This window comes from Brachybacterium zhongshanense (assembly GCF_055385755.1).
In genome coordinates this window covers 233,621-258,448 of record NZ_AP043790.1, presented here as the reverse complement: position 1 = coordinate 258,448, position 24,828 = coordinate 233,621, and the positions used below count along the sequence as shown (strand labels likewise).

The window sequence follows — 24,828 nt, the reverse complement described above, 5'->3', positions numbered from 1 at the left end:
TCGGCGATCGTCATCCCGTGGTCGTACACGTCGCCCTGGCGGGCGAGGATCACCCGAAGCGACCGGAGATGTAGTCCTCGGTCTGCTTGTTGTCGGGGTTGGTGAACATCTTCTCGGTGTCGTCGAACTCGATGAGATGCCCGGGCTTGCCGGTTCCGGCGATGTTGAAGAAGCCGGTCTTGTCGGAGACGCGAGAGGCCTGCTGCATGTTGTGGGTGACGATGACGATCGTGTAGGACTCCTTGAGCTCGTGGATCAGGTCCTCGATCGCGAGCGTGGAGATGGGGTCCAGGGCGGAGCAGGGCTCGTCCATGAGGACCACCTCGGGGCGCACGGCGATGGTGCGGGCGATGCACAGGCGCTGCTGCTGACCGCCGGAGAGACCCATGCCGGGCTTGTCGAGGCGGTCCTTGACCTCGTTCCAGAGGTTGGCTCCGCGCAGGGAGGTCTCGACGAGCTCGTCGGCGTCCGCCTTGGCGATGCGACGGTTGTTGAGCTTCACGCCCGCCAGCACATTGTCCCGGATGGACATGGTGGGGAACGGGTTGGCCTTCTGGAAGACCATGCCGACGCGACGGCGGACGTTCACGGGATCCACGCCGGAGCCGTAGATGTCCTGGCCGTCGATCTCGACCATGCCCTCGGCGCGGGCGCCGGGGATGACCTCATGCATGCGGTTCAGGGTGCGCAGGAAGGTCGACTTGCCGCAGCCGGAGGGGCCGATGAGGGCCGTCACCGAGCGGGGTGCGATCTGGACGTTGACATCCTCGACGGCGAGGAAGTCGCCGTAGTAGATGTTCAGGTCCTCGACGGTGATGGGCTGGGGGGCTGCCATCTGTGGTCCTTTCGAAGGGTGCGTCTCGGGCTCGCCGGGGCGTCTCGCGGTCGTCGCGGGTCCGCCGGGTCGGCGGGGCGCGACGCCCGCTCAGCGGCTGAGCTTCGGGGAGAAGTAGTAGCTGATCAGTCGGGCGATGGCGTTCAGGATCATCACGATGAGGATCAGCGTCAGGGCGGCGGCCCAGGCGCGGTCCAGGTTGGTGGTGATCGAGCAGGCGTAGACCGTGCCGTCGATCGGGTTGGTGACGGTGTCGCTCATGCAGTTGGCGTTGCCGTTGCGGTACTGCTGGTTGATGTAGGTGGGGAGCGTCGCCATGCGTCCGTCGAACATGTCCCAGTTGACGGAGGTGACCATGCCGACGGTCAGCAGCAGCGGCGCGGTCTCGCCGATGACTCGGGCGATCGCGAGCGTGATGCCGGTGGTCAGACCTGCGATCGCAGTGCGCAGGACGACGCGGACGATGGTCAACCACTTGGGCACGCCCAGAGCGTAGGCGGCCTCCCGCAGGTCCAGCGGGACCAGGCGCAGCATCTCCTCGCTCGAGCGCACCACCGTCGGGATCATCAGCAGCGACAGGGCGACCGAGCCCATGATGCCCATGCGCACGCTCTGGTCGGGCAGGAAGACCAGGAACAGCGACAGGCCGAACAGGCCCGCGACGATGGAGGGGATGCCGGTCATGACGTCGACGAGGAAGATGACGCCCTTGCCGAGGGTGCGCTTCCATCCGGTGTCGGCGTACTCGACCAGGAAGATCGCCGTGAACAGCCCGATCGGGATGGAGATCAGCGAGGCCCACAGGGTGATCAGCAGCGTGCCGATGGTGGCGTGGAGGACACCGCCCGCGTCGGCGCCGCCGATGATGCCGGACATGTCGGTGGTCCAGAAGGCGAACGGCGTCGGCGCGGCGCGGACGATCCGCACCAGACCGCGGCCGACGACCTCCCACAGCAGCGACAGCAGCGGGAACATGGCGATCGCGAAGGCACCGACCACGGCGAGCGTCATCACGCGGTCCGCGGCCCAGCGGCGGCCCTCGCGGAGGCGCGAGTACACGTAGGCGACGACCAGGTGCAGCACATAGCCCAGCAGGATCACTCCGAAGACGCTGAGCGAGCCGAAGGCGGACAGGATCACGACGGCCAGCGCGAGGGCGCCGAGACCCGTGAACAGCGCATGGTGGACGGGCAGGCGCCGCTCGTCGGTGCTGCGCCGGGCCCGTCGGCCGGAGGGGCCGGGCTGCGAGGACCGGCCCGACGGACCGGAGGGACCCGAAGGACCCGACGGGCCTCCCCTGCCCGGGCGGGCGTTCGAGGCGTCGGAGGTCGGACGCGCGTCCGAGGGGACTGCCGTGGAGGGCGACGTGGGCCCGGTGGCGGAGACGGAGGACGAGGTGCTCACGGGGGCTCAGCTCCTGACGCCGCTGCGCGCGACGATCCAGCGTGCGATGGCGTTGATGATGAACGTCAGGACGAACAGCACCAACCCGGTGAAGACCAGCAGGGACATGTCGACGCCGGAGGCCTCCGCCTGCTTGGAGGCGATGTTCGCGGCGATCGACTGGTGGCGGCCGACCTCGAGGATGTGCCAGGAGAACGTCGCGCCGGGGGCGAGGATCATGAGCACGGCCATGGTCTCGCCGAGCGCGCGACCCAGCCCGAGCATGGACGCGGCGACCACGCCGCTGCGCCCGAAGGGCAGCACGACGGTCTTCACGACCTCGAAGCGGGTGGCGCCGAGAGCGAGCGCGGCCTCCTCCTGCAGACGCGGAGTCTGGAGGAACACCTCGCGGGAGACGGCGGTGATGATCGGCAGCACCATCACCGCGAGCACGACGGAGGCGGAGGCGAGGTTGCGCATCGGCGCCGTCGGATCGCCGGCGAAGAGGGCGATCACGGGCTCGCCGCCCACCCACGGGATGAAGGAGGGCCAGGTGGGGAAGGTGCCGAGCGTCTCGTTGAGCAGTACGTACACGGGCTCGAGACGGGGCACCAGCCACACGCCGCCCCACAGGCCGTAGACGACCGAGGGCACCGCGGCCAGAAGGTCGATCATGTAGCCCAGCGCGGAGGCCAGGCGGCGCGGCGCGTAGTGCGAGATGAACAGGGCGATGCCGACAGAGACCGGGATCGCGATCACCAGGGCGAGGGCCGCGGCGAGCACGGTGCCGAAGATCAGGGGCGCCGTGTACTCGATCAGCGAGAAGGCGGGCTCGGCAGCGCCCAGCAGACCGGGCAGCTCGGTGCTCGCCCGCAGCGCCGGGACGGACTCGGCGCTGAGGAAGATGGCGACGGCGGCGAGGGTCGCGAAGATCAGGAGCCCGGACCCGATGCTGAGGACGGAGAATATCGTGTCGCCGAGGCGGCGGCCGCCGGCGGCGAAGCCGGACTGCTCCTCCCCCTCCGGCGAAGGTGGGGACGCGGAGGTGTCGTCCGCGGCGTCGATGGTGCTCACTGGGGGCCTTCCTCGGGGATCACGGCTGGTGCGGGAAGTGCGGCAGGACAGGCCGACGCCGCCGGACCCTGGACGGGCCCGGCGGCACGTCGGCGCACATCGGGGATCAGCGTCAGCCGACCGTGATCGCGTCGATCGCGGCCTGCGCCTCCTCCTGGAGGGAGTCGGACAGCGGGGCCGAGCCCGCGTTCTCCGCGGCGACCTGCTGGCCCTCGTCGGAGACGATGAACGAGGCGTACGCCTTGACGTTCTCACCAGCGGTCTCGTCGGCGTAGGAGCCGCACAGCGCCAGGTAGGAGACCAGCACGATCGGGTACGCGCCCTCCTCGGTGGTGGTGCGGTCCAGCTCCACGACGATGTCGTTGTCGGCGCGGCCCTCGGCGCGCGGGGAGACCTCGACGGCCTTCGCGGCGGCGTCGGCCGAGTAGGTCACGAACTCCTCGCCCACCTGGATCGCTGCGATGGAGAGGTTGCCGGCCTGGGAGGCGTCGGCGTAGCCGATGGTGCCGTTGCCGCCCTCGACGGTGGAGATCATGCCGGAGGTGCCGTCGCCGGACTGGCCGCCGTCGATGGGCCAGGTCTCGACCGGGCCATGGGTCCAGGCATCGGAGGCGTTGGCCGAGAGGTACTCGGTGAAGTTCTCGGTGGTGCCCGAGTCGTCGGAGCGGTGGACCGGGACGATGTCCAGGTCGGGCAGCTCGACGTCGGGGTTGGACTCGGCGATCGCCGGGTCGTTCCAGTTGGTGATCGTGCCCGCGAAGATCTGGGCGATGACCTCGGGCGTGAGGTTCAGGGAGTCGACGCCCTCGATGTTGAACACGACGGCGATCGGGGAGATGTAGATCGGCAGGTCGAAGGCCTGCTCGCCGTTGCAGACCTCGGTCGAGGAGGCGAGCTCCTCGTCGGTCAGGGCCGCATCGGTGCCGGCGAACTGGACCTGGCCGCTGAGGAACTGCTCGCGGCCCGTGCCGGATCCGGTGGGATCGTAGGTGACGCTGACGTCCCCGCCCTGCGCCTGCACGAGGCCCATGAAGGTCTCGGACCAGGCGGTCTGGGCGTTCTGCGCGGAGGACGCGCCCGAGCCGGGAAGGCTTCCCGACAGGCCCGAGTAGTCAGCGCCGCTGACGGCGCTGTCGCCGGAGCCCGCATCGGAGCCCGAGCCGCTGGTGGTGGCGTCGGAGGAGCCGCCGCAGGCGGAGAGGGCGAGGCCGCCGACGAGGCCCATGGCGGCCAGCGCGACGAGCTTGTTCTTGCGAACGTTCACTGCGAGTCCTTTCCGGGGCCTTCGCCCGCGGGGGAATTCCTTCGGGATGTCTTGCGCAGTGGACGCTAGGGAGCAGAGGTGACCTGCCGCCCGCCCGGGCGTGAACGCGAGGTGAACTCCCCCTGCCGTTGAATGAACTTGCAGGTCATAGCCCGAAATAGGACAGGTCACAGATTGGTCATGTGCTCTGGGTGGCGACGACGCCGATCATGAGGACGACGTACGCGAGCATGACCAGGAGAGGGATCATCCCGACGATCGAGAGGACGAGGCCGGCGACCGTCAGACCGCGGCCTCCGCGCGGAGGTCTGGCGTCCGGAGCGGTCTCCTTCATCCCCAGGATCGCGAAGACGAGACCGACCGGCGCGGTCACTCCTCCGCACATGGTGATCGCGAGCAGCCCCAGGATGAAGCCGACCAGGCCCTTCGTGGACTGCGGGGGCGGGGCATAGATGCCCGGGCCGACGTATCCGCCGCTCCCGTGGACGCCGCCGGGAGGATAGGCGACCGGCGACGCCCCGTAGTGCTGCGCGTGGCCCTCAGGGGCCGCGCCGGAGAAGTCCGAGCTGAACTCCGGCCCGCTGACGAGCGGATCACGGCTCCCGTACGGGGCCGGGCTCGCATAGGGATCCGGGCTTCCATACGGATCCGGCGTCGCATACGGGTCCGCACCTGCATACGGATCGCTCGCGTACGGGTCAGGCGCCCCGTGGGGGTCCGAGGTCGCGTAGGGATCGGCTGGGCCGTAGCGATCGGACGCGCCGTAGGCATCGGACGACGTGCCGCCGTCGCCGTAGAGGTCGCGGGACCGATGCATCTGCGAAGGCCTCCAGCCGTTCTCGCCCCCGGGCTGCTCGTCCATCCTGCGTCCTCCCTCTCCCCTGTCCTCTGCGTCCGATGCTGTCCGCTCCGCCGTCGGCCGGTCCGCCGTCAGCCGACGACCCCGCCTCTCAGCCGATGTTCGGCAGATGCCGCTCGACCGCGACGACCGTGCTGGCCGGCGTCGTATGCACCACCAGCGCCTCGCCCGCCGCGAGGAAAGGATCCTCCCGCGGCAGCTCGAGGACTGCACCGCGATCCGAGACCCCGCGGATCGCGTCGATCACCGTCGGCAGCACGGGACGATGCGTGCACACCACGATCGGTCGTGCCTCCGCCAGCACCCGCTCCATGATCGCAGCAGTCTTCGAGGGACGCTCCTCGTGACCGCTCTCCGTCAGCGCGTCCTTGGTGGAGATGTCCAGTCCTCCGGCCTTCGCGAACGGGGAGACCGTCGCGATGCAGCGCTCCCAGGGGCTCGAGAGCACGCGCCCGGGATCGAAGGCGTCGATCAGCGGCGGCAGCGCCTTCGCCTGCTTCTTCCCCTTGCCGTTGAGCGGACGGCTCTTCTCGCCCTTGCGCCACTTCGCACGCGAGAGCGCCGCCGCATGACGCTGGACGACGATCGGGACGGTGCGCAGCTCGTCGGCCTCGAGGAAGCGGCGCAGCGCGGAGACCAGGACCTGGTCGCCCTGGCGGCTGAGCAGGCTCTCGGCGACATCGAGGCCGACCCACCGGGTCTCGTCGATCTCCTGCGGGTTCTCGGGACCGGCGGCGATCTTCGCGCGCACCGTCCCGGCCCAGTACTGGACGATCTTCGTGCGCCCGTCCGGGAGCAGGTACACCGATGCCGGCAGCGGACGCGCGAGCCGTATGCGATACCCGGTCTCCTCGGCGACCTCCCGCACCGCGGCCGCCGGGAACGTCTCGCCCTTGTCCAGCTTGCCCTTGGGCACGGACCAGTCGTCGTAGCGGGGACGGTGCACCAGGAGCACCTGGATTCCCTCGGCCCTCTCGCGCCAGACGAGCGCTCCGGCCGCGAGCACGGGCAGCGGGGTCCCGGGAGCGACGCTCATCCCCGGCCCTCCGACGTCCGACGCATCTGCACATGGGTGTCGGCGACCGCGAAGCCCCAGCGCTCGTACAGAGCGATCGCGCTGGCGTTGTCACCCTCCACGAACAGCTCGACGGCGGCCGCGCCGTCGTCCTCCAGCCGCCGGAGGGACTCCCCCAGCAGCTGGCCCGCCACTCCCCTGCCCTGCACGGAGGGAGCTGTGGCGACGACATAGATCTCGGCGGTCTCCGCCTCGGCACCGCGCTGCTCCCGCTTGGTCCATACGAAGCCGACCAGCTCCCTGTCGGCGCGGGCCAGCAGCAGATCAGCGGCGTCGAACCAGGGCTCGGAGCGGCGCCGCTCGAAGTCCGCGAGCGTCATCGCACCCTGCTCCGGGTGGGAGGCGAAGGCGGCGGCGTTCAGCGCGATCCAGTCCTCGGCGTCGCGGTCCGGATCGAAGGTCTCCAGATGGAGGCCGGGCACGTCGGCGGGACGGACAGGCGGCAGCGCGGCGGGATCGGCTGGGCCGGGTGCGCCCGCGTGCGCTGATCGGCCACGGAGCGCGCGCCGCATCACCAGCAGGCGACGGGTCTCGCGCAGCCCATGGGAGGTCAGGAAGGAGAGGCTCCCGGGCAGGGCACCGTGCGCCCACACCCCGGCGTCGGGCCTGGCGGCGAGGGCGGCGTCGAGCAGCGCCGTGCCGTGCCCGCGCCGACGGCGCTCGGGCACGACCATGCCCTGCACTGTCCCGTCGGGGAGGATCGAGGCATATCCCACGACCGATCCCCTTGCTGTCGGATCGCCGGCATCCGCCGCGGTCGCCGAGCTCCCCCCGCCCTCGGGATCATCGCGAAGACGGAGCAGGTGCACGGCATCGCCGCCGCTCAGGGCAAGGCGCGCGGCCTCGTCCAGAGGGCCCTCGCCGTCATGCGCGAGAACGGCGGCCAGGAGCTCGCCGACGCCGCGACGCTGCGCGGCGGACAGGGCGTCCGTCGTGATCATGGAGTCCTTCCGGTGCACACGATGCCGCCTCCACCAGCGGGCGCTCGTAGACTGCCACTGTAACGCGCGCCCGGCACCCCGCCGGAGCCGTGCGACCCCTGGACCACGACCGGCGATGGAGGCCCCATGTCAGCTCCCGAGCGCGCCCCGCTCGGTGCCGCCCTGGCGCTCCTGCTCGCAATGATCTCCCTGACCGGTCCCATCGCTCCCGTCCTCATGACCGTGGAGGTCATGCTGATATCCGTCATCATGGGCGTCGCCTGGTCGGACCTGCTCGAGCTGCCCAGTCCGCAGGGTACGCGCGCGGTGGTGGCGGGCTCGGGGATCGTCGGCGCCCTCGCGGTGCTCCTCGCCCCCGCGCGCATCGAGCCCGTCACGGCGCTGCTGATCGTGTGGGCGCTCGGCGTCTTCGCCGCCTTCCTGCACCAGATGCTGCGCCGACATCGCTACGACCTCACCGAGTCCCTCACCGGGACGGTCGCCGGCGCCTTCGTCACCGTGGTCGCCTCCGCCTGGATCCTCGCGCAGGACAGCGCGGCCGACGCCCAGCACACCTCCCTCATCACAGCCATCGCGATGGGACTGGCGGGGACGCTGCTGCTGAACACGCTGCCGCTGCGGATCCGGGTGCGACTGCCCCTCGCGATCGTCGTCGGCACCGCCGTCACCACCGGGCTGGCCATGACGCTCACCGGCCTGGCGCCGCTGGCCGCGATCGCGATCGGGGCGATCGTCGCGGTCTCCGGCGGCAGCACCCATGTGCTGCTGGGGTCCTCGCTCACCGCGCGGGAGCCCGCCGCCGCGCTGGCCGTGTCAGCGGGTCCCGTCGCGACCGTCGGCGTGGTCGCGCACCTCGCCGTGACGATGCTCTTCTGAGGTCCTCGGGCGCTAGACTCGAGCCCATGTCCCTCCTGTCTCTGTTCTTCATCGCCCTGGTGGTCCTCGTCGGGCTGGGCACCCTCGCCTTCGCGGCCCTGGTGCTCACCCGCCTGTTCGACCGCTGAGCGGGACCGGCACCGATGCCCATCCCGCTCGACCCCTCGCTCCCGTCCTCCCTGTACCCGCTGGCCTGGCTCGTCGGCTCGTGGTCGGGGTCCGGCGCGCTGCACCGTCCCGGTGACGACGCCGGCGACCGCCGCATCGAGCAGGCCCTGGAGTGCGCTCCGCGCGAGGACGGGACCCTGGCCTGGACGTCCATGGTCCACGTCGTCGATCAGCCCGCCCCGCTGCCTCCGACCAGCGCCTTCGCCAAGGAGGAGGCTCCTGCCCCGGCCCCAGCGGGCAGCGGTGCTCGCTCTCTGCTGATGCGCGAGAGCGGCGTGTGGAGCGTCGGCGACCCGCTGCCCGGTCAGGACCTCGAGCGTGCGCGGAAGGCCAAGCCCGGCTCGCCCGAGAGCATCGTCTCCTACGCGCTGACCGCCTCCTTCGACGGCTCTGCCCTCGGCGAGCTCGCCTCCGACGCCGACGCGGTCGACGGCGTCTGGGCCGGCGAGGTGCGCGGCCCCCGCATCCAGCTCGCGGCACGATCCGCCCGGGCCGACGGCGCAGCCGGGTCGTCGAGCGCCGGTCGCATCACCCAGACGCGCATGTTCGGATACGTCGGCGGTCGGCTGATGTGGCTGTGGGAGCGTCATGCGCCCGGCGGCTCCTTCGCCGAGGACCCGGTGCCCTTCCTCTCCGTGGAGCTCGATCGTGCCTGACCCGTCCGCCGCGCAGCCCGCCGACCCCCAGTCCTCCATCGCCGGCTCCCCCTCCACCGGGTCGCTGTCGGTGCGCCAGGTGCGGCCGCTGCTGCGCTCGCGCGCAGCGGTGCTCGGCGAGGGCCCGGACTCCGCGGTCCCCGCCCACTACGGCTCCCCTCTGCGCGAGCAGCGGCGCCTGCTGCGCCGCCGTGCCGTCGTCGACCTCGGTCAGCTCGAGGTGCTCGAGGTGTCCGGACCCGATGCGCGCAGCTGGCTCACGACCATCACCTCGCAGGTGCTCACCGCGGTCCCCGTCGGCACCGGGTCGAGCCTGACCGTCCTCTCCCCGCAGGGTCGCGTCGAGCATCTCGCCTCCGCGGTCGTCGCCGACGAGGAGACGGTGCTGCTGGTGCTCGATGCCGGGGGCCGTGCGGGCATCCGCCGCTATCTGGAGATGATGCGCTTCGCCGCCCGCGTCGAGATCCTCGACCGCGACGACCTGCGCGTGCTGGGTGCGCTCGCCCCCGCCGCAGAGGTCCTGCCCGACCTGGGCCTGCCCGAGCCCGCCGCGGTGTGGTCAGACGGCTGGCCGCGCGTCGCCCCGGGCGGCCTCGCCTACGGCCCCGACCCGTCCGACCCCGTCGGCTCGGTGCTGACGATCGCCGATGCCGCCGCCCTCGAGTCGCTGGCCTGGCAGGACGACCAGCTCGCCGGGATGCTCGCCTGGGAGGCGCTGCGCATCGCCGACCATCGTCCGCGCGCCGCCACCGAGATCGACGAGCGCACGATCCCCCACGAGCTCGACCTGCTGCGCACCGCCGTGCACACCGCGAAGGGCTGCTACCGCGGCCAGGAGACCGTCGCGAAGGTGCTGAACCTCGGCCAGCCGCCCCGCCGCCTCGTCATGCTCCACCTCGACGGCTCCCAGGACGTCCCCGTCGTCGCCGGCGGGCAGGTGCGTCTGGGCGGCAGCGACGGCAAGGTCGTCGGCACCGTCACCAGCGTGGGCACGCACGTCGACCTCGGCCCCATCGCCCTCGCGGTCGTGCGACGCGCCGTGCCCCTGGACGCGGCGCTGAGCGTGCAGGTCCCGCTGGCTCGGGCCGACGACGGAGCCGGGCTCGTCACCACAGGACTCGGTGCGGGCTCCGCGTCCGGCACGGAGGATCCCGCAGCTCACGGGGACGGCTCCTCCGAGGTCGAGCATGCCTGGCTGGACGCCACCCAGGAGCCCATCGTCGTCGAGCGCGAGCACGGATCCCGGCCGCCCACGGCGAAGCTCTGAGGCGCCCTGCCTCAGCGCCTGCACCGTGCAGACGGACCTGGAATGATGAGGGCATGGGCGTCGAGAGCAGTGCCGATCAGCAGCAGGACCGGGCCCGGCAGGAGACCGCCCCGCCCGGCGAGTCCGCGCAGGACGAGTGGACCCGCACGCGCCATGAGGTGTTCGCGGTGCAGGAGGAGGGGCTCCGTCGGGCCCGACAGGCCGAGCATGAGCGGGCGACCGAGAAGATCCTCGCGGCGATCGAGCGCTATCGCGCCGCAGGCATCGATCCGATCCCGCTGCGGGCGAAGCCCTACACCGGGGGAGGCACCATCCGCACGGCCCTGAGCGGCTGGTATCTCAAGAAGGACTGCTCGATCGCGATCGACGTCGAGGGCCGCTTCTACATCCTGCGGGTCGACGGGGGTCTGCGCTCGCGCCTGCGCGGCGCGACGCCCGAGCCCTCGCTCGCTCCCCTGGTCGTCGGCCGCGGAGCCCGCGACGGAGAGACCTTCGCGATCGACGAGCTGCTGCAGATGCGGCTCGAGGACCCGGTGCGGCCATGACCTCCCGCAGCGGTCGCGCCGAGGAACCGCAGGAGAAGCAGCCCGACGACCGGGGCGGGACGCCCTCGAGCACCTCGAGCACCTCGGACACCTCGAGCACAGCCACGCCCACGGCCCCCACAGCGGCGATCCCGCTGCCGGAGCGGATGGGGACGGCACTGGTGCGCCGGGTCCGCGAGGGCACCGACCGCTCCCGGCACGACGCGATGACCGTGGCCCGAGCGGCGCTGTCCGCGTCCCTCTCGTACTTCATCAGCGGTCAGGTCTTCGGGCATCCCCAGCCCTTCTACGCGGCCATCGTCGGCTTCATCATCGTGGGGTTCACGGTGGAGAAGAAGGTCCGCAAGATGCTCGAGATCTGTGCGGGGGTGATGCTCGGCGTGCTCATCGGCGAGATCGCACGCACCACCATCGGTCCGGGCGCCTGGCAGATCCTCGTGGTCGTGTTCATCTCGGGGATGGCCGCGCGGCTCATCGACAAGAGCGTCGTGATGGGCTTCCAGATGGCGATCCAGTCGCTGCTGGTGATGATCATGCCGGCGGCCGCCTCGATCGCGCCGGGGGCGCGGGTGCTCGAGGCGATGACGGGCCTGGGCGTCGGCATCGTCATCTATCTGCTGCTGTCGGGCGACCCGCGCAAGATCCAGCGCCGTGCGGCCCGCTCCTTCTACCGGGAGCTCGAGAACACCCTGATCTCCCTCGCGCTCGCCGCCCGCTCGGGCGACGCGGAGGTCGCCCGAGCAGCGCTGAAGTCCATCCGCGACACCTCCCAGAAGTTCACCGACGAGTGGCGGGTCGCCAACGACGCCGCCGACGAGATGGCCTCCTACTCCCCGAGCGGCCTGCGGCATGCCGATGACATCGGGCGCCTGCAGCATCTGCTCGTCGGCTCCGACCGGGCGATGCGCAACATCCGTGTGATCTCCCGTCAGGAGGTCGACTTCCTCGATGCCGTCGGCGGGGATCCGCATTCGACGCTCGCCGATGCACTGGGCGCCGCGCGCGACGCCGTCTCGGCGCTGCGCAGCGCCGTCGGCCGAAGCGAGGTGGACTTCACCGCGGCTCGCCGTTCGCTGCGCCTGTTCTGCTCGTACCTGACGCCGGAGCTGCTGCTGCGGAACGACAACGGCGTGCGACCCGGACGCGCCGGGCACTTCGAGGGCGTGACCCTGGTCATCCAGCTGAGATCTCTGGCGATGGATCTGCTGCAGGCCACCGGGCTGGAGCCCAAGGATGCCAAGCAGTTCCTGCCGAGCCTGCTTATCGCGGCCGACGGCGACGCCATCGGCCCGCGCCCGCTGACACAGGAGATGCGTGCGATCGAGCCTCCGGCGACCACCGAGGCCCTCGAGATCCTCATCGCCGACCGATCGGATCCCTCCCGTCGACGCTGAGCGGTCCGCTGTCAGCCGGAGCTGTGCTCGCCCCGTTATCCTGGCGCGATGATCGCCACCATCCAGATGTGGATCTTCGCCGTGCTCGGCGTGGTCCTGTTCGCCGCCGAGGTCTGGGCCTTCGTCAATGCGCTCCGATACCGTCCGGACGCGTACACCGCCGCAGGCAAGCGCTCCAAGACGTTCTGGGGAGTGCTGACCGGGGTCGCGATGCTGCTGGGCTTCCTCTCCCTGCCCTATCCCATCGGCGGGGGCTCGACGCGCCTGTTCATGCTGATCGGGATCGTCATCGCCGGCGTCTTCCTCGCGGACGTGCTGCCCGCCCTCAAGCAGGTCATGGGCCGTTCCGCCGGCAACCGCTGGTAGCGCCGGCTCGCCGGATCAGCGGATCGCCTGATCTGCTGATCGCCCGGTCTGCGGATCGCCTGATCTGCGGATCGCCGGAGCATCGCTCCACCGACGCACAGGAGCCCCGGGGCATGCGCCCCGGGGCTCCTGCACGCTCACCCTGATCGGATCAGGAGCGGTCGATGCCCGTCTCAGGCATGGGAGCCGGTCGAGCGCAGGTTCTCGCAGGCCTCGACGACGCGGGCGGCCATGCCGGCCTCCGCCTTCTTGCCCCAGGCGCGGGGGTCGTAGGCCTTCTTGTTGCCGACCTCGCCGTCGACCTTCAGCACACCGTCGTAGTTCTCGAACATGTGCGCGGCCGCGGGGCGGGTGAAGGCGTACTGGGTGTCGGTGTCGATGTTCATCTTGATGACACCGTTGTCGACGGCCTCGCGGATCTCCTCGAGGGTGGAGCCGGAGCCGCCGTGCATGACCAGGTCGAAGGGCATGTCCTTGCCGTGCTTCTCGCCCACGGCCTTCTGGATGTCGAGCAGGATCGACGGGGTCAGGCGGACGTTGCCCGGCTTGTACACGCCGTGCACGTTGCCGAAGGTGAGGGCCGTGATGTAGCGGCCGCGCTCGCCCAGACCCAGCTTCGCCGCGGTCTTCAGGCCGTCCTCGGGGGTCGAGAAGAGCTTGTCCTCGTCGACGTCCGCCTCGTAGCCGTCCTCCTCGCCGCCGACGACGCCGACCTCGATCTCGAGGATCTTCTTCGCGGCGACGGTCTTCTCGAGGAGCTTCTCCGCGATCTCGAGGTTCTCGTCGACCGGAACGGCGGAGCCGTCCCACATGTGGGACTGGAACAGCGGGTCAAGGCCCTTCTTCACGCGGTTCTCGAGGTCCCACTCGATGAGGGGCTCGACCCAGCTGGCCAGGTTCTCCTTGGCGCAGTGGTCGGTGTGCAGCGCGATGGTGACGCCGTAGTCCTTGGCGACCTCGGTGACGAACTGCGCGAGGGCGATCGAGCCGGAGACCCGGTTCTTCACGGTCGAGCCGGAGAGGTACTCGGCGCCGCCCACGGACACCTGGACGATGCCGTCGGACTCCGCCTCGGCGAAGCCGCGCAGCGCCGCGATGGCGGTCTGCGAGGACGACACGTTCACCGCGGGGTAGGCGAACTTCCCCGCCTTCGCGCGGTCGATCATCTCGGCATACTGATCAGGGGTTGCGACTGCCATGGGGCATTCTCCTTCGCAGACTTCGGGGTATCAGACGTCGCGGCGCGGCGCGGAGCGCCGGACACGGTCGTTCGTCCTCGCTCATTGTTCCACAGGACACGCGGCACGCCCCTGTCGGAGGTCCTGCGTGGACGGGGCCCGGCGGAAGCGGGGCTCGGACCACTCTCCTGGCCGCCCTCCGCCGGCCGGGGGCCGAGGTCAGCGCAGGGGTCCGGAGGGGATCTCGGCGTGCTGGAGGACCCAGCTGTGCATGGCGATGGCCGCTGCGGCGGCGACGTTGATCGAGCGCGTGGAGCCGAACTGGGTGATGCCGACGACGAGGTCGGCGGCCTCGAGCAGCTCCTCGCTGACGCCCGGCCCTTCCTGGCCGACCACGAGCACGGCGTCCTCGGGAAGGCTCGCGCGCTCGACGGGGACGGCTCCGGGCACGAGATCGACGGCGACCAGCGGCCGGCCTTGCTCGTGCGCCCAGGCGATGAGATGGGCGGCGTCAGGGTGATGGATCTCGTGCTGATAGCGGTCGGTGACCATGGCGCCGCGGCGGTTCCAGCGCCGTCGGCCGACGACGTGGAAGGCGCCGACGGCGAAGGCGTTCGCCGTGCGGACGATGGAGCCGATGTTGGCGTCGTGCTCGAGGTTCTCGATCGCCACATGCAGCGCATGACGACGGGTGTCGAGCTCGGCGACGATCGCCTCGCGCCGCCAGTAGCGGAAGCGGTCCTCGACGTTGCGGCGGTCCCCCTCGGCGAGCAGGTGCGGGTCCAGGCGAGGATCCTGGGGCCACGGCTCCGGATGCGGGCCGACGCCGACCTCCCGCTCGGGGACGCTCATGCGTCGCGCTCTCCCTCGTGGTCGCGCTCGCCCGCGCGATCGTGCTCGTGCGCGTGCTCGTGCGCGTGCGCGTGCCCGAGCTCGTGCTCACGGATCTCCTCGTCGGGATCCGGCAGCCCCGCGCGTCGGCGGCGGACCTCCCGATGGACCAGGCGGATGAACCACACGATGATGATGATCGCGATGATCGCGTAGACCGCATGGGAGAACAGGTCGGTGTACGGCTCGATGAGCACCCAGTTGGAGCCCAGCACGTATCCGAACGTCACGAAGATCGAGTTCCAGATCGTCGATCCGATCAGCGTGAGCAGGGTGAACATCCAGAACGGCATGGCGTACAGGCCGGCCGGGATCGACACCAGCGAACGCACGCCCGGCACCATCCTGCCCAGCAGCACGCCCTTGCGCCCGTGACGGTCCATCCACTCGACGGTGCGGTCGTAGTCGTCGACATGGATCAGCGGCATGCGCAGGAAGATGGTGCGCAGACGCGTCGGGCCCAGCAGTCGGCCCAGGCCGTACAGCACCCAGGCCCCGGAGAGGGATCCGGCAACGGACCAGGCGAGCATCTCCGCGAAGGCGTGATCGGGGCCGGCGGCGGTGACGCCCGCGAGCGGCAGGATCACCTCGGAGGGGATCGGGGGGAACAGGTTCTCCAGGAATATCAGCAGCGCGACGCCCGGTCCCCCGAGCTGCTGCATGGTGGAGACAGCCCATTCGACGATGTTCATCCGACGGCTCCTCGTGGTCTCTCGTGGTCAGGGCCCGGCCACCGGCGGGGAGGGACGCCGTCCATCGTACGGGCGCGGCAGTGCAGGAGCCGATGACCTCCGGCACCGACCCGCCACAGCAAGCCCGATCCATGGCATCGTGACCTGCATCAATCTGCGGACTACTCTTCCCCCATGACCTTCACCCCCGATGCGGAGATCCGCTCCAGCAACACCCGCCGTGCCGGCGGTGCGCGCCGCGGCGGCGCCGACCGCGGTCTCGGCGGCGGAAGGGGCGGAGGGTCCGGACCCTCCGGCGGGGGCCGGAGACGTCGAGGGGCCGCCGTCGGCGGCGGAGGCGGGTGTCTGCTGCTGGTGATCGTCCTGGTGTACGCGCTGATGGGCGGGAACCCGCTGGATCTGCTCTCCGGGTCCGACGACGAGTCGATCGCAGCCGAGGGCAGCTCGCTGGAGGGCTGCGAGACGGGCGCAGACGCCAATGAGCAGGACGAATGCCTGGTGCAGGCGACGGTCGAGTCGGCGGACTCCCTGTGGTCGCATCTCGCACCAGCCTCGGGGATCCCCTTCCGGGAGCCGCAGGCGGTGCTGTTCGAGGACTCTGTGCAGACCGGCTGCGGGGGCGCGACCAGCGCCGTCGGCCCCTTCTACTGCCCGGCCGACGAGACCATCTACCTCGATGTCTCCTTCTACTCGTCGCTCGAGTCGGAGTACGGGGCCGACGGCGGTCAGCTGGCGAAGATGTACGTCGTCACCCACGAGTACGGCCACCACATCCAGGCTCTCGCGGGGACCTCCGGCGGGATCGACTACACGCGCACCGGCCCGCAGTCCCCCGCGGTGCGCATGGAGCTGCAGGCGGACTGCTTTGCCGGAGTGTGGGCGCGCCATGCCTCCTCCACGACCGACGACGACGGCGTCGCGATGCTCCAGCCGCTGACCGATGACGACATCGCCTCGGCGCTGTCGGCCGCCTCGGCGGTGGGCGACGATCACATCCAGGGCAAGGTCGCCGACGGCGACGTCAGCCCCGAGTCCTGGACGCACGGCTCCTCGGAGCAGCGCCGCACCTGGTTCGTCACCGGGTACGAGCAGGGCACGGTCGAGGCCTGCGACACCTTCGCCGTCGAGAGCGTCTGAGCCGTCGGACGGGCCCGGCGCCTCAGATCTCCAGCTCGGAGATGTCGTACGCGGAGAGGTAGCGGTAGCCGGCCTTCTCGACGGCCTCGCGGGAGGCGTCGGCGCGGTGGACGATGACGGCCACGGCGGCGATCTCGGCCCCGGCCTCCTCCAGCGCCTCGCAGGCGGTCAGGACGCTGCCGCCGGTGGTGGAGGTGTCCTCGACGGCGACGACGCGACGACCCGCGACATCCGGCCCCTCGATGCGACGCTGCAGGCCGTGGGCCTTGTTGGCCTTGCGCACGACGAAGGCGTCCAGCGGGTCGCCCTCGAGCCGACCGGCCGCGGCCTCGGCGGCGGAGGCATGCATGATCGAGGTCCCCACCGGATCCGCGCCGAGCGTGAGCCCCCCGGTCGCGACGACCCCGGGGACGAGGCCCTCGCGCTGCAGCAGGTCCAGCATCACCCGCCCGACGAGCGGCGCGGCCTCGTGGTGCAGGGTGATGCGACGCAGGTCGACGTAGTGGTCGGCCTCCGCACCGGAGGAGAGGATCACGTGCCCGCGCACGACGGCGAGATCTCGGATCAGGACCCGCAGCCGCTCACGGGCGGCGGCGACGTCGGCGGACGGGGAGGCGGCGGAAGCGGCGGTCGACATGGGCTCCAGAATAGTGGAGCGGCCGCGCCCTCAGCTCTCCGCGCCCCGCTGCCAGGACGCGCGCAGCTTGCGGCGCGATGCCTTGCGGCGGGCACGGAGGACCGCGTGCTGGCGCATGCGCAGGTACCAGCCGGGTGAGGTCAGCGCCCGCACCAGCGGGCGCGGAGCGAGGCGGGAGAACTCCCCGGCGGTGCGGTACTTCACCGACGGGATCGAGAGCACCACCCCCTTGGAGGCATCGCGCAGCGCCTGCTCGACGACGTAGGGCGCCTTCAGCCAGGTGATCCGCGGCAGACCCTCCATGGTCATGCAGGCGCGCTCATGGAACTCCGTCTGGACGAAGCCCGGCAGCAGCGCCGTGGCGGTCACTCCCGTGTCCTTGAGCTCCATCGCGAGCGACTCGGTGAACACCGTCACCCAGCTCTTGGAGGCGGCGTACGGTCCGGAGGTCGTGTAGCCGGCGAGGGAGCTGACGTTGATGATCGCGCCGCGGCGGCGCTGGACCATGGCGCTCGCGGCCGCGTGGGAGAGGACCATGACCGCCCGCATGAGGGTGTCCATCTGACGCTCGTGGTCGGCGACGCCGATCTCGAGGAAGCCCCCGCGCAGACCGTAGCTGGCGTTGTTGACCAGCAGGTCCACCGGTTCGACGGGATCGGTCAGGCGCACGGCGACCTTCTCGAGCCGAGCGCGGTCGGAGAGGTCCGCCCCGAGCACCTCGATCTGCACGTCGTGGACGTCGCGGATCTGATCGGCGACCGCCTCCAGACGGGCTTCGTCGCGCGAGACCAGCACGAGATCGTGCCCGGTCCCGGCCAGCTGCCAGGCGAACTCCAGGCCCAGCCCCGTGGTCGAACCGGTGACGAGTGCGCGCGCCATGTCCAGATCCTACGACCGTGCGGCCCCGTGCGAACGCCTGAGGTCCCGGTCGACCGGACCTGGGCTCGAGGACCGTAGGATCGTCGGCATGCGCATCGCGACCTGGAACATCAACTCGCTGCGGGCCCGCATGGACCGCGTGGCGGCCTTCCTCGACCGGCATGACGTGGACGTGCTGGCCCTGCAGGAGATCAAGGCCAAGCCCGCCCAGCTCGACCTGGCGGTCCTCGAGGAGGCCGGCTACCAGGTCGCCGCCCACGGCCTGAACCAGTGGAACGGGGTGGCGATCATCTCCCGCGTCGGCCTCGATGACGTGCGCACCCAGCTGCCCGACGTCCCCACCTGGCCGGAGGACGAGACCGGCGTCGTCGAGGCGAGGGCTCTCGGCGCGATCGTCGGCGACGGCCTGCGGATCTGGTCGCTGTACGTGCCCAACGGCCGCGAGCTCGACCATCCGCACTACCCGTACAAGCTGCGCTGGCTGGAGTCCCTGCGCGCCGAGGGCGCACGAGAGCTGGAGGCCGATGCGGACTCCCGCACCGTGCTCGTCGGCGATTTCAACGTCGCCCCCGAGGACGACGACGTGTGGGACATGGAGTTCTTCGAGGGGAAGACCCATGTGACCGAGCCCGAGCGGGCGGCCTTCCGCGCGGTGGTCGACGCCGGCTATGCCGATGTGGTGCGACCCGACCACCCGGGCCCCGGGGTCTACACCTACTGGGACTACCAGAAGCTGCGCTTCCCCAAGCGGGAGGGCATGCGCATCGACTTCGTGCTCGGCTCGCCGGCCGTCCAGAGGGCCGTGCGCGGCTCCTTCATCGATCGTGACGAGCGCAAGGGCAAGGGCGCCTCGGATCACGCGCCGGTCGTCGTCGACCTCGACTTCTGAGCAGGAGGGCTCGGCTCCCGGGCCGGGGCGCCTGACGGGAGGCCCGGACAGACGGAACGGCGGTGCGCATCGCACCGCCGTTCCCGACGAACCGTCCACATCGGGATCAGGCGTGTAGACGTGATGGCTGCGGTGGTGCTGTCGACACCTCGCAGCCGGTCCGTTGCGGGGACCAGTCGCACGTGGGTTCCGATGCCGGTATTCGTCGTTGTGCAGATCACACTACATCCGCCTCGGAGGCGCCGCAAGCACCGATCCGCCTCCGCTCCCGTCCCTGCCCGTGCCTCCTTCCGCACCCCCTGCCACTCCTCCCCAGACCCCGGTCGTCCACAACATCGCCAGGCTTGTGGCAAGGCCTCTCGGCCGTGCCCACGATGGGCGCATGACCAGCACATCCGCCTCCTCAGAGCTCAGACTCGTCCCCGGTGTCCGCGATACGGCGACGACTGTCGAGCGTCGTCGTCCCGCGCGCTTCCCCCGCCTCGTCCCGCCCCTCGGCTCGGCGTCCCGCACGTCCTCCGTGCAGGCCGCCGCACAGGTGCTCTGGATCGGCCCCGACGGACCTCTGCGCGACGCCGTCAGCGACCATGCGGCCGCTGCCGGTCTCCTTCTGGCCGATCCCGCCGCCAGCTCCGGGGCCGAGGTCGACGCAGGTGACCGCCCGACCCTCGCGCGCGTCATCGCCGCGACGGCGCTGGCCGATGCCGCACCCCCTGCGGAGGAGGCGTCGTTCGTGGTGGTCGCGGACGGGCCCGTGCCCGAGTCCGTCTGGATGAGCGCTCTGGCCCTGGGGGCGGAGGCGGTCCTGCGTCTGCCGAGCGAGTCCCCCGCCCTTCTCGAGCGCCTCGCCGCCCTGCACCGTCCTGCGCGCGGCGCCCTCCGCGTCGGCGTGGTCGGCGGATGCGGCGGAGCCGGCGCGTCGAGCTTCGCCGCTCGCCTCGCCGGCGCCCTGCGCGCCCACGGCCCCGTCGTCCTGATGGACGCCGACCCCCACGGCGGAGGACTGGACCTGCTCGTCGAGGCTCCGGCCGACGACGGGGTGCGCTGGAGCGATCTCGCCGCGATCGGACCCGATGACGGACAGGCGATGCGCGAAGGGCTCCCGGAGGTCGACGGGGTGCGTCTGCTGGTGGCCGGGCCCGAGGCCGAACCGGATCCCGAGCTCCTGGTCCGAGCCCTCGCAGCGAGCTCCGGCGGCACCGGCTCCACCGTCGTGGACCTCGCCGACGACCTCGTCCCTGCGGCCGCGGAGCAGCTGGACCTGCTGCTGGTGGTCGTGCCGACGACGGAGCTCGCCGTGCGGGCGACCGCCCGGCGGCTGCGCACCTGGGGCCTGTCCCCGCATCGGGTGCGCCTGGTCGTCCGTCGATCGGGCCCGCTGGATGCGCGCGATGTGATCGAGCATCTGGGCCTGTCCGCGGTCGCCGCCTTCCGCGATGGTCCGGCGGGATCCGTCCCCCTGCTGGATGTGCGCCGCCGCGGCGCCGACCGGGCCTGCCGGGACCTCGCCCGCGCACTCGTCACCGAGGACGACGCCCGATGAGCGCCATGCTCGAGGCGCCGGATCTCGGACGCCTGCTCGAGCTCGTGCGCACGGATCTGGTGCGCTCTCCGGGACCGGTCGACGTCCCGCGGCTCGCCCGCCTCCTCCGGGAGCAGGGAAGGGTGCTGGGCGCTTCCGCGCTGCTCGAGCTGACCGGTCTGGTGCGCGATCACGTCGACGGACTCGGCCCCCTGCAGGGGCTGGTCGGCCCCGGGGTCACCGACCTGCTGGTGAACCCCGACGGCGAGGTCTGGGTCGACGACGCGGACGGGCTGCACCCCGCTGCGACGCGCCTCTCCCCCATCCAGGCGCGCGAGCTGGCAGTGCGCCTGGCAACCGCCGGCGGACGCCGCCTCGACGACGCGGTCCCCTTCGCCGACGCCCGTCTGCCCTCGGGGATCCGCCTGCATGCCCTGCTGCCTCCGCTGTCCACGGGCGGAGCGACGATCAGCCTGCGCCTGCCGTCCCGCGAGAGCTGGGATCTGGATGCGCTCGAAGCCTCCGGGGCCTTCGGACCGGAGACCGGGGACGTCCTGCGCCGGATCGTCGCCGCTCACGTGCCGTTCCTGGTCACCGGCGGCACGGGCACGGGCAAGACCACGCTGCTGGCGGCCATGTTGCAGCAGGTCCCGGCCGACGAGCGCATCGTCGTGGTCGAGGACGTCCAGGAGCTCGACCCCGAGCATCCGCATGTGGTGCGCCTGCAGTCCCGCCACGCCAACGCCGAAGGAGCGGGTGCCGTCGACCTCATCGCCCTCGTCCGTCAGAGCCTGCGCATGCGACCGGACCGGATCGTCCTGGGCGAATGCCGCGGCGGGGAGCTGCGGGAGCTGCTGCAGGCCCTCAACACCGGGCACGAGGGCGGCTGCGGCACCGTCCATGCGAACACCGCCGCCGACGTCCCTGCCCGGCTCGAGGCCCTCGGCGCCCTCGGAGGCCTCGACCGTCCCGTGCTGTCCGCACAGGTCGCGAGCGCCCTCGAGGTCGTCATCCATCTGGGACGCCCCGACGGCCGTCGGCGTGTCGAGGAGATCGCCCTGCTGCGTCGTGACGGCGACGGGCCCCTGCGCACCCTCACCGCCCTGCGAGCCGATGGCGACCGGCTGCTCGAGGGACCGGGAGCACAGGCGCTGCACGAGCGCCTCGCCGCGCCTCATCCGGCACCCGCGAGGTCCCCGGGCAGGAGGGCCGCATGAGCCCCGCCGCCCCATCGGACCTGCCGACGCTGCCGACGCTGCCGGCGCTGCTGATCCTCCTGCTCGGCATCGCCGCCCTGCTGTGGACCCGCACTCCCCCGGTGCTCTCTGCACCCGCACCGCACCTCGCCCGGCGCTCGCGCCGGGAGCGCCCCGGCCCTCTCGAGATCGCCCACCTGGTCGAACGACTGGCCACGGTGCTCGGAACCGGTGCGGGCATGCGTGCGGCCTGGACCGCTGTCGCCCGCTCCCTGCCCGACGGGGAGCTGACCGAGATCGCCCGCGCCGCCGCTGCCGGTGCCGAACCGGGCCGCGCCGCAGGAGAGCACCTGCGCGACAGCGAGGCGATCCGTTCGCTGGATGCCGCGCTGCGGGTCTGCGAGCGCTCCGGCGCGCCTGCCGCCGGTGTGCTCCATGCCCTCGCCGATGCCCTCAGGGACCTGCACGACGGCGCCCTCGAGCGCCGCGGCGCCTTCGCCGGCCCCCGGTCGACGGCCCGCATCCTGCTGGTGCTGCCGCTGGCCGGGCTGGGCCTCGGGATGCTGCTGGGCGGAGATCCCCTGCGGCTGCTCGTGGGGACCGGGATCGGTCGTCTGCTCCTCGTGCTGGGAGCCGCGCTGACCCTCCTGGGCTGGTGGTGGATGCGTCGGATGCTGCAGCACGCCGATCCCCCGCGCCTCTGGCGGGTGGACCCCTCCGTGCTGCTGGAGCTCGTCGCCGGCGCCCTCTCCTCGGGACTTCCTCTGGCCGGAGCGATGGACGTGGTCGCCGACGCCCTCGACACCGGCCCCGACGCCGAGGCGCTCTCCCGCACGGCCCGAGCGCTCGCGGCCGGAGTGCCCGCTCCTCACGCCGTGACGGCGCTGCCCGCCGAGCTCTCCGCCCTCGGGGAGTCGGCGCTCCTCGCGGAGACCTCCGGAGCCGATCTCTCCGCCGTGCTCCGCTCCGCCGCCCGCGACGTCCGTCGCGGCCGTGCCCGCGACGCCCAGGAGCGCTCCGCGAAGCTCGCCGTCTCCCTGGTCCTGCCCACCGGCGTCGCCCTCCTGCCGGCGTTCGTCGTGCTCGGGATCATCCCCACCGTCATGTCCCTGCTCGGCGGCACCGTCATGCTCGCCCGCTGACCACCCCCAGACCACCGGGCAGATCCCGGTGGGCGGACCTGCCGGGTCCGCCCTCGCGGCCCACCGGCCGCACCCCGCCGGCCCGCCCGGGCGCGGCGGGACCATCCGATGAAGGAGACATCCATGTCCGTCACATCCAGCTCCCCTGCCCGTCTCCGCGGTCGCCTCGCCGGGGCACTGCGCGACGACACCGGCGCCTCGACCGCCGAGTACGCCATCACCGTGCTGGCCGCCTGCGGCTTCGCCGCAGTCCTGGTCGCGCTGCTCGCCTCCGGCGAGGTCCGCGAGATCCTCTTCGGGATCATCACCTCGGCCCTGTCCAAGGGGCAGTGATGATGCGGTCCGCCCGGTCGTCCCGGTTCCGGGACGACCGGGGGTCCGCCACCGCGGAGACCGCGATCGTGCTGCCGGTCGTGGTGGTCATGACCGTCCTCATCCTGATCGTCGGAAGCGGTCTCAGCATCCAGGTCCGCCTCGAGAGCGCCGCCCGCGCCGCCGCCCGGGAGATCGCCCGCGGAGAGGAGCCCTCCACCGCCGTCGACACGGCCCGGCGCATCGCCGGCACCGGCACCGACGTCTCCGTCACCACAGCTGCCGGCTGGACCCAGGTCACCGTCGTCCGCGAGCTCAGGATCGCCTCCGGTCCGCTCGCCGGAGGCCGCTGGCGGCTCAGCGCCGACGCCTCCGCCCGTCTGGAGCCCCAGCTGCTCGACGCCTCCGCACCGGTCTCCGCGCAGCGCATCGGCCCGGGTGCCTCCCCAGGCACCGGCCCCGGCCCTGCACAGGGCGCGGGGCAGGCCGAGGAAGCACCATGAGCACCGGTGCCGCGAGCGTCCTCGCCTGGACCGGTGCCGCGACCACCGCCGTCGCCGCGGTCAGCCTCATCGGCGCGACCATGATCGCGCAGGCCCGTGCCGATACCGCCGCCGACCTGGCAGCGCTCGCCGGCGCCGACGCCCTCGCCGTGGCCGCCGGGGACCCCTGCGCGACGGCGGCCCGGACTGCGGAGCGCAACGGCGGCCGCCTCGTCTCCTGCGAGCTGCGCGAGTGGGACGTCCTCGTGCGGGTCGAGGTGTCCGCCCCCGGGCCCTTCACCGTCGAGGCGAGGGCGAGGGCCGGTCCGGGTCCCTCGAACGCACCCGACCTCGACGGAGGCACTAGCTGAACGGCACCACGAGAACGGTCGCCAGGGGCCCGGCCCGACGCACACCCCCGCGCGCGCCCTGACGCATCGCCTGCATCGGAGGACTCCGCAGTGGCATGCTGACGCCACGCACCCGACGCGACGACGCCCGTCCCCACGGTGGCGCGTCCCGACGACAGGAGACGACCATGGCAGACGCACCCTCCTCGCACGGATCCCCACCGCCGGTCCTGGTCGCGGTGGTCCCCGGCCAGCCCGACGCGGTCGTGCGCACTGCCGCCTCCTACGCCGACCGGCTGGGCACCCATCTGGTGTGCGCCTGGGTGGACACCACCCGGTACACCCTGGGCCAGCTGCCCGACGGATCGATGATGGCGATCCCGCTCGACCCCGACACCGCCATCGACGAGCCTGCCCGCTTCGACCCCGACCTCGAGCACCAGATCTCGCGGGCGCTCGAGGGACGGGGAGTGCGCTGGGTGCCTCGCGCGCTCTCCGGCGCCGCCGCACAGGAGCTCAGCACCCTCGCCGAGGAGATCGGAGCCGAGATGATCGTCGTCGGCACGCGCGAGGCCGGATGGCGCGGATCCCTGAGGGAGTTCCTGACAGGCTCGGTCGCCGTGCAGCTCGCCCACCGCCAGCACAGACCCGTCATGGTGGTGCCGCTGGATCCCGTCTGCGTCGCCGCCGACGAGACCTGGCAGCCCACGGACGAGCAGCACGGCGGAGACTCCTCCGACGACGGCGCCTCCGGCGACGGGGCGTCCGGAGGCCGCGCCTCCGGAGGTGCAGGCCCCCGCAGCGCGCACCGCTGACCC

General features: G+C 71.9%; 27 protein-coding genes. 15 read left to right on the top strand and 12 right to left on the bottom strand.

From position 1 onward, the window contains the following. Positions 1-49 precede the first annotated feature (49 nt). The 7 genes from pstB to mshD all read right to left on the bottom strand — a co-directional run bounded on the left by pstB (position 50) and on the right by mshD (position 7,431). Positions 50-835 carry a phosphate ABC transporter ATP-binding protein PstB gene (gene pstB / locus ACZ5AJ_RS01035; RefSeq protein ID WP_464136342.1) on the bottom strand — a complete coding sequence of 262 codons (786 nt, stop codon included), beginning with the start codon at positions 833-835 and terminating at the stop codon, positions 50-52. A 90-nt stretch (positions 836-925) separates the two neighbouring features. Next, positions 926-2,029 (bottom strand): phosphate ABC transporter permease PstA, encoded by a 1,104-nt coding sequence (gene pstA / locus ACZ5AJ_RS01030; protein ID WP_464138663.1) that lies wholly within the window; start codon positions 2,027-2,029, stop codon positions 926-928. Between the two features lie 216 nt (positions 2,030-2,245). Continuing rightward, positions 2,246-3,292, bottom strand: a complete 1,047-nt coding sequence (pstC, locus tag ACZ5AJ_RS01025; protein WP_464136340.1) for a phosphate ABC transporter permease subunit PstC — start codon at positions 3,290-3,292, stop codon at positions 2,246-2,248. 112 nt (positions 3,293-3,404) lie between these two features. Beyond that, positions 3,405-4,556: a phosphate ABC transporter substrate-binding protein PstS gene (gene pstS / locus ACZ5AJ_RS01020; RefSeq protein ID WP_464136338.1), complete on the bottom strand. Its 1,152-nt coding sequence runs from the start codon at positions 4,554-4,556 to the stop codon at positions 3,405-3,407. A gap of 178 nt (positions 4,557-4,734) precedes the next feature. After that, the gene (locus ACZ5AJ_RS01015) at positions 4,735-5,418 is read right to left on the bottom strand and encodes a DUF4190 domain-containing protein (protein WP_464136337.1); all 684 of its coding nucleotides are present in this window, start codon (positions 5,416-5,418) and stop codon (positions 4,735-4,737) included. 88 nt (positions 5,419-5,506) lie between these two features. Beyond that, positions 5,507-6,451 carry an NUDIX hydrolase gene (locus ACZ5AJ_RS01010; RefSeq protein WP_464136334.1) on the bottom strand — a complete coding sequence of 315 codons (945 nt, stop codon included), beginning with the start codon at positions 6,449-6,451 and terminating at the stop codon, positions 5,507-5,509. After that, positions 6,448-7,431, bottom strand: a complete 984-nt coding sequence (mshD, locus tag ACZ5AJ_RS01005) for a mycothiol synthase (RefSeq protein WP_464136332.1) — start codon at positions 7,429-7,431, stop codon at positions 6,448-6,450. The genes ACZ5AJ_RS01010 and mshD overlap by 4 nt, the downstream gene beginning before the upstream one ends. Before the next feature lie 126 nt (positions 7,432-7,557). Between mshD and ACZ5AJ_RS01000 the strand changes: the two genes are divergently transcribed. The 6 genes from ACZ5AJ_RS01000 to ACZ5AJ_RS00975 all read left to right on the top strand — a co-directional run bounded on the left by ACZ5AJ_RS01000 (position 7,558) and on the right by ACZ5AJ_RS00975 (position 12,703). Continuing rightward, positions 7,558-8,307 (top strand): hypothetical protein, encoded by a 750-nt coding sequence (locus ACZ5AJ_RS01000; protein ID WP_464136330.1) that lies wholly within the window; start codon positions 7,558-7,560, stop codon positions 8,305-8,307. Positions 8,308-8,450: 143 nt separating this feature from the next. After that, a complete protein-coding gene (locus ACZ5AJ_RS00995; RefSeq protein WP_464136328.1) occupies positions 8,451-9,131 on the top strand; it encodes a heme-binding beta-barrel domain-containing protein in 681 nt (226 codons plus the stop codon). Next, a complete protein-coding gene (gene ygfZ, locus ACZ5AJ_RS00990; protein ID WP_464136326.1) occupies positions 9,124-10,398 on the top strand; it encodes a CAF17-like 4Fe-4S cluster assembly/insertion protein YgfZ in 1,275 nt (424 codons plus the stop codon). The genes ACZ5AJ_RS00995 and ygfZ overlap by 8 nt, the downstream gene beginning before the upstream one ends. A gap of 53 nt (positions 10,399-10,451) precedes the next feature. Further along, positions 10,452-10,943: a hypothetical protein gene (locus ACZ5AJ_RS00985; RefSeq protein WP_464136325.1), complete on the top strand. Its 492-nt coding sequence runs from the start codon at positions 10,452-10,454 to the stop codon at positions 10,941-10,943. After that, the gene (locus tag ACZ5AJ_RS00980) at positions 10,940-12,337 is read left to right on the top strand and encodes an FUSC family protein (RefSeq protein WP_464136324.1); all 1,398 of its coding nucleotides are present in this window, start codon (positions 10,940-10,942) and stop codon (positions 12,335-12,337) included. The genes ACZ5AJ_RS00985 and ACZ5AJ_RS00980 overlap by 4 nt, the downstream gene beginning before the upstream one ends. Positions 12,338-12,385: 48 nt before the next feature. Continuing rightward, positions 12,386-12,703 (top strand): DUF2516 family protein, encoded by a 318-nt coding sequence (locus ACZ5AJ_RS00975; RefSeq protein ID WP_464136322.1) that lies wholly within the window; start codon positions 12,386-12,388, stop codon positions 12,701-12,703. A gap of 173 nt (positions 12,704-12,876) precedes the next feature. Here the strand turns inward: ACZ5AJ_RS00975 and fbaA are convergent, their stop codons facing one another. From fbaA to ACZ5AJ_RS00960, 3 genes are all read right to left on the bottom strand, one after another. Next, positions 12,877-13,902, bottom strand: coding sequence for a class II fructose-bisphosphate aldolase (gene fbaA / locus ACZ5AJ_RS00970; RefSeq protein WP_464136320.1), 1,026 nt, complete (start codon positions 13,900-13,902; stop codon positions 12,877-12,879). A 198-nt stretch (positions 13,903-14,100) separates the two neighbouring features. Next, positions 14,101-14,733, bottom strand: coding sequence for a TrmH family RNA methyltransferase (locus ACZ5AJ_RS00965; protein ID WP_464136318.1), 633 nt, complete (start codon positions 14,731-14,733; stop codon positions 14,101-14,103). Continuing rightward, complete coding sequence (locus ACZ5AJ_RS00960) at positions 14,730-15,464, bottom strand: DedA family protein (protein ID WP_464136316.1); 735 nt, start codon at positions 15,462-15,464, stop codon at positions 14,730-14,732. The genes ACZ5AJ_RS00965 and ACZ5AJ_RS00960 overlap by 4 nt, the downstream gene beginning before the upstream one ends. A gap of 174 nt (positions 15,465-15,638) precedes the next feature. On the opposite strand from ACZ5AJ_RS00960, the gene ypfJ reads away from it, so the two are divergent. Further along, positions 15,639-16,601: a KPN_02809 family neutral zinc metallopeptidase gene (gene ypfJ / locus ACZ5AJ_RS00955; RefSeq protein ID WP_464136314.1), complete on the top strand. Its 963-nt coding sequence runs from the start codon at positions 15,639-15,641 to the stop codon at positions 16,599-16,601. A 22-nt stretch (positions 16,602-16,623) separates the two neighbouring features. Here ypfJ and ACZ5AJ_RS00950 read toward each other — a convergent pair whose 3' ends face one another. Continuing rightward, on the bottom strand, positions 16,624-17,238 hold the full coding sequence (locus ACZ5AJ_RS00950) for an orotate phosphoribosyltransferase (protein ID WP_464136313.1): 615 nt from the start codon (positions 17,236-17,238) through the stop codon (positions 16,624-16,626). Positions 17,239-17,268: 30 nt separating this feature from the next. Beyond that, complete coding sequence (locus tag ACZ5AJ_RS00945) at positions 17,269-18,117, bottom strand: SDR family NAD(P)-dependent oxidoreductase (RefSeq protein WP_464136311.1); 849 nt, start codon at positions 18,115-18,117, stop codon at positions 17,269-17,271. Positions 18,118-18,205: 88 nt separating this feature from the next. Between ACZ5AJ_RS00945 and ACZ5AJ_RS00940 the strand changes: the two genes are divergently transcribed. From ACZ5AJ_RS00940 to ACZ5AJ_RS00905, 8 genes are all read left to right on the top strand, one after another. Then, positions 18,206-19,006, top strand: coding sequence for an exodeoxyribonuclease III (locus tag ACZ5AJ_RS00940; protein ID WP_464136310.1), 801 nt, complete (start codon positions 18,206-18,208; stop codon positions 19,004-19,006). 382 nt (positions 19,007-19,388) lie between these two features. After that, positions 19,389-20,549, top strand: a complete 1,161-nt coding sequence (locus ACZ5AJ_RS00935) for a CpaE-like family protein (protein ID WP_464136308.1) — start codon at positions 19,389-19,391, stop codon at positions 20,547-20,549. Further along, complete coding sequence (locus ACZ5AJ_RS00930) at positions 20,546-21,745, top strand: TadA family conjugal transfer-associated ATPase (protein ID WP_464136306.1); 1,200 nt, start codon at positions 20,546-20,548, stop codon at positions 21,743-21,745. The genes ACZ5AJ_RS00935 and ACZ5AJ_RS00930 overlap by 4 nt, the downstream gene beginning before the upstream one ends. Then, entirely contained in the window at positions 21,742-22,866 is a 1,125-nt protein-coding gene (locus ACZ5AJ_RS00925; RefSeq protein WP_464136304.1) for a type II secretion system F family protein, read from the top strand. Before ACZ5AJ_RS00930 ends, ACZ5AJ_RS00925 begins: the two co-directional genes overlap by 4 nt. Before the next feature lie 123 nt (positions 22,867-22,989). Beyond that, positions 22,990-23,199, top strand: a complete 210-nt coding sequence (locus tag ACZ5AJ_RS00920) for a DUF4244 domain-containing protein (protein ID WP_464136303.1) — start codon at positions 22,990-22,992, stop codon at positions 23,197-23,199. Next, positions 23,199-23,681, top strand: a complete 483-nt coding sequence (locus ACZ5AJ_RS00915; protein WP_464136301.1) for a TadE family type IV pilus minor pilin — start codon at positions 23,199-23,201, stop codon at positions 23,679-23,681. Before ACZ5AJ_RS00920 ends, ACZ5AJ_RS00915 begins: the two co-directional genes overlap by 1 nt. Continuing rightward, positions 23,678-24,031 carry an Rv3654c family TadE-like protein gene (locus ACZ5AJ_RS00910; RefSeq protein WP_464136299.1) on the top strand — a complete coding sequence of 118 codons (354 nt, stop codon included), beginning with the start codon at positions 23,678-23,680 and terminating at the stop codon, positions 24,029-24,031. The genes ACZ5AJ_RS00915 and ACZ5AJ_RS00910 overlap by 4 nt, the downstream gene beginning before the upstream one ends. A gap of 167 nt (positions 24,032-24,198) precedes the next feature. Continuing rightward, positions 24,199-24,825 (top strand): universal stress protein, encoded by a 627-nt coding sequence (locus tag ACZ5AJ_RS00905; RefSeq protein WP_464136297.1) that lies wholly within the window; start codon positions 24,199-24,201, stop codon positions 24,823-24,825. Positions 24,826-24,828 lie beyond the last annotated feature (3 nt).

Bases quoted from the DNA above. Each gene is read 5' to 3' on its own strand.
- pstB (WP_464136342.1), bottom strand. From the start codon at position 835: ATGGCAGCCCCCCAGCCCATCACCGTCGAGGACCTGAACATCTACTAC.
- ACZ5AJ_RS01015 (WP_464136337.1), bottom strand. From the start codon at position 5,418: ATGGACGAGCAGCCCGGGGGCGAGAACGGCTGGAGGCCTTCGCAGATG.
- ACZ5AJ_RS01010 (WP_464136334.1), bottom strand. From the start codon at position 6,451: ATGAGCGTCGCTCCCGGGACCCCGCTGCCCGTGCTCGCGGCCGGAGCG.
- mshD (WP_464136332.1), bottom strand. From the start codon at position 7,431: ATGATCACGACGGACGCCCTGTCCGCCGCGCAGCGTCGCGGCGTCGGC.
- ACZ5AJ_RS01000 (WP_464136330.1), top strand. From the start codon at position 7,558: ATGTCAGCTCCCGAGCGCGCCCCGCTCGGTGCCGCCCTGGCGCTCCTG.
- ACZ5AJ_RS00995 (WP_464136328.1), top strand. From the start codon at position 8,451: ATGCCCATCCCGCTCGACCCCTCGCTCCCGTCCTCCCTGTACCCGCTG.
- ACZ5AJ_RS00985 (WP_464136325.1), top strand. From the start codon at position 10,452: ATGGGCGTCGAGAGCAGTGCCGATCAGCAGCAGGACCGGGCCCGGCAG.
- ACZ5AJ_RS00980 (WP_464136324.1), top strand. From the start codon at position 10,940: ATGACCTCCCGCAGCGGTCGCGCCGAGGAACCGCAGGAGAAGCAGCCC.
- ACZ5AJ_RS00975 (WP_464136322.1), top strand. From the start codon at position 12,386: ATGATCGCCACCATCCAGATGTGGATCTTCGCCGTGCTCGGCGTGGTC.
- fbaA (WP_464136320.1), bottom strand. From the start codon at position 13,902: ATGGCAGTCGCAACCCCTGATCAGTATGCCGAGATGATCGACCGCGCG.
- ACZ5AJ_RS00965 (WP_464136318.1), bottom strand. From the start codon at position 14,733: ATGAGCGTCCCCGAGCGGGAGGTCGGCGTCGGCCCGCATCCGGAGCCG.
- ACZ5AJ_RS00960 (WP_464136316.1), bottom strand. From the start codon at position 15,464: ATGAACATCGTCGAATGGGCTGTCTCCACCATGCAGCAGCTCGGGGGA.
- ypfJ (WP_464136314.1), top strand. From the start codon at position 15,639: ATGACCTTCACCCCCGATGCGGAGATCCGCTCCAGCAACACCCGCCGT.
- ACZ5AJ_RS00950 (WP_464136313.1), bottom strand. From the start codon at position 17,238: ATGTCGACCGCCGCTTCCGCCGCCTCCCCGTCCGCCGACGTCGCCGCC.
- ACZ5AJ_RS00945 (WP_464136311.1), bottom strand. From the start codon at position 18,117: ATGGCGCGCGCACTCGTCACCGGTTCGACCACGGGGCTGGGCCTGGAG.
- ACZ5AJ_RS00940 (WP_464136310.1), top strand. From the start codon at position 18,206: ATGCGCATCGCGACCTGGAACATCAACTCGCTGCGGGCCCGCATGGAC.
- ACZ5AJ_RS00935 (WP_464136308.1), top strand. From the start codon at position 19,389: ATGACCAGCACATCCGCCTCCTCAGAGCTCAGACTCGTCCCCGGTGTC.
- ACZ5AJ_RS00930 (WP_464136306.1), top strand. From the start codon at position 20,546: ATGAGCGCCATGCTCGAGGCGCCGGATCTCGGACGCCTGCTCGAGCTC.
- ACZ5AJ_RS00925 (WP_464136304.1), top strand. From the start codon at position 21,742: ATGAGCCCCGCCGCCCCATCGGACCTGCCGACGCTGCCGACGCTGCCG.
- ACZ5AJ_RS00920 (WP_464136303.1), top strand. From the start codon at position 22,990: ATGTCCGTCACATCCAGCTCCCCTGCCCGTCTCCGCGGTCGCCTCGCC.
- ACZ5AJ_RS00915 (WP_464136301.1), top strand. From the start codon at position 23,199: ATGATGCGGTCCGCCCGGTCGTCCCGGTTCCGGGACGACCGGGGGTCC.
- ACZ5AJ_RS00910 (WP_464136299.1), top strand. From the start codon at position 23,678: ATGAGCACCGGTGCCGCGAGCGTCCTCGCCTGGACCGGTGCCGCGACC.
- ACZ5AJ_RS00905 (WP_464136297.1), top strand. From the start codon at position 24,199: ATGGCAGACGCACCCTCCTCGCACGGATCCCCACCGCCGGTCCTGGTC.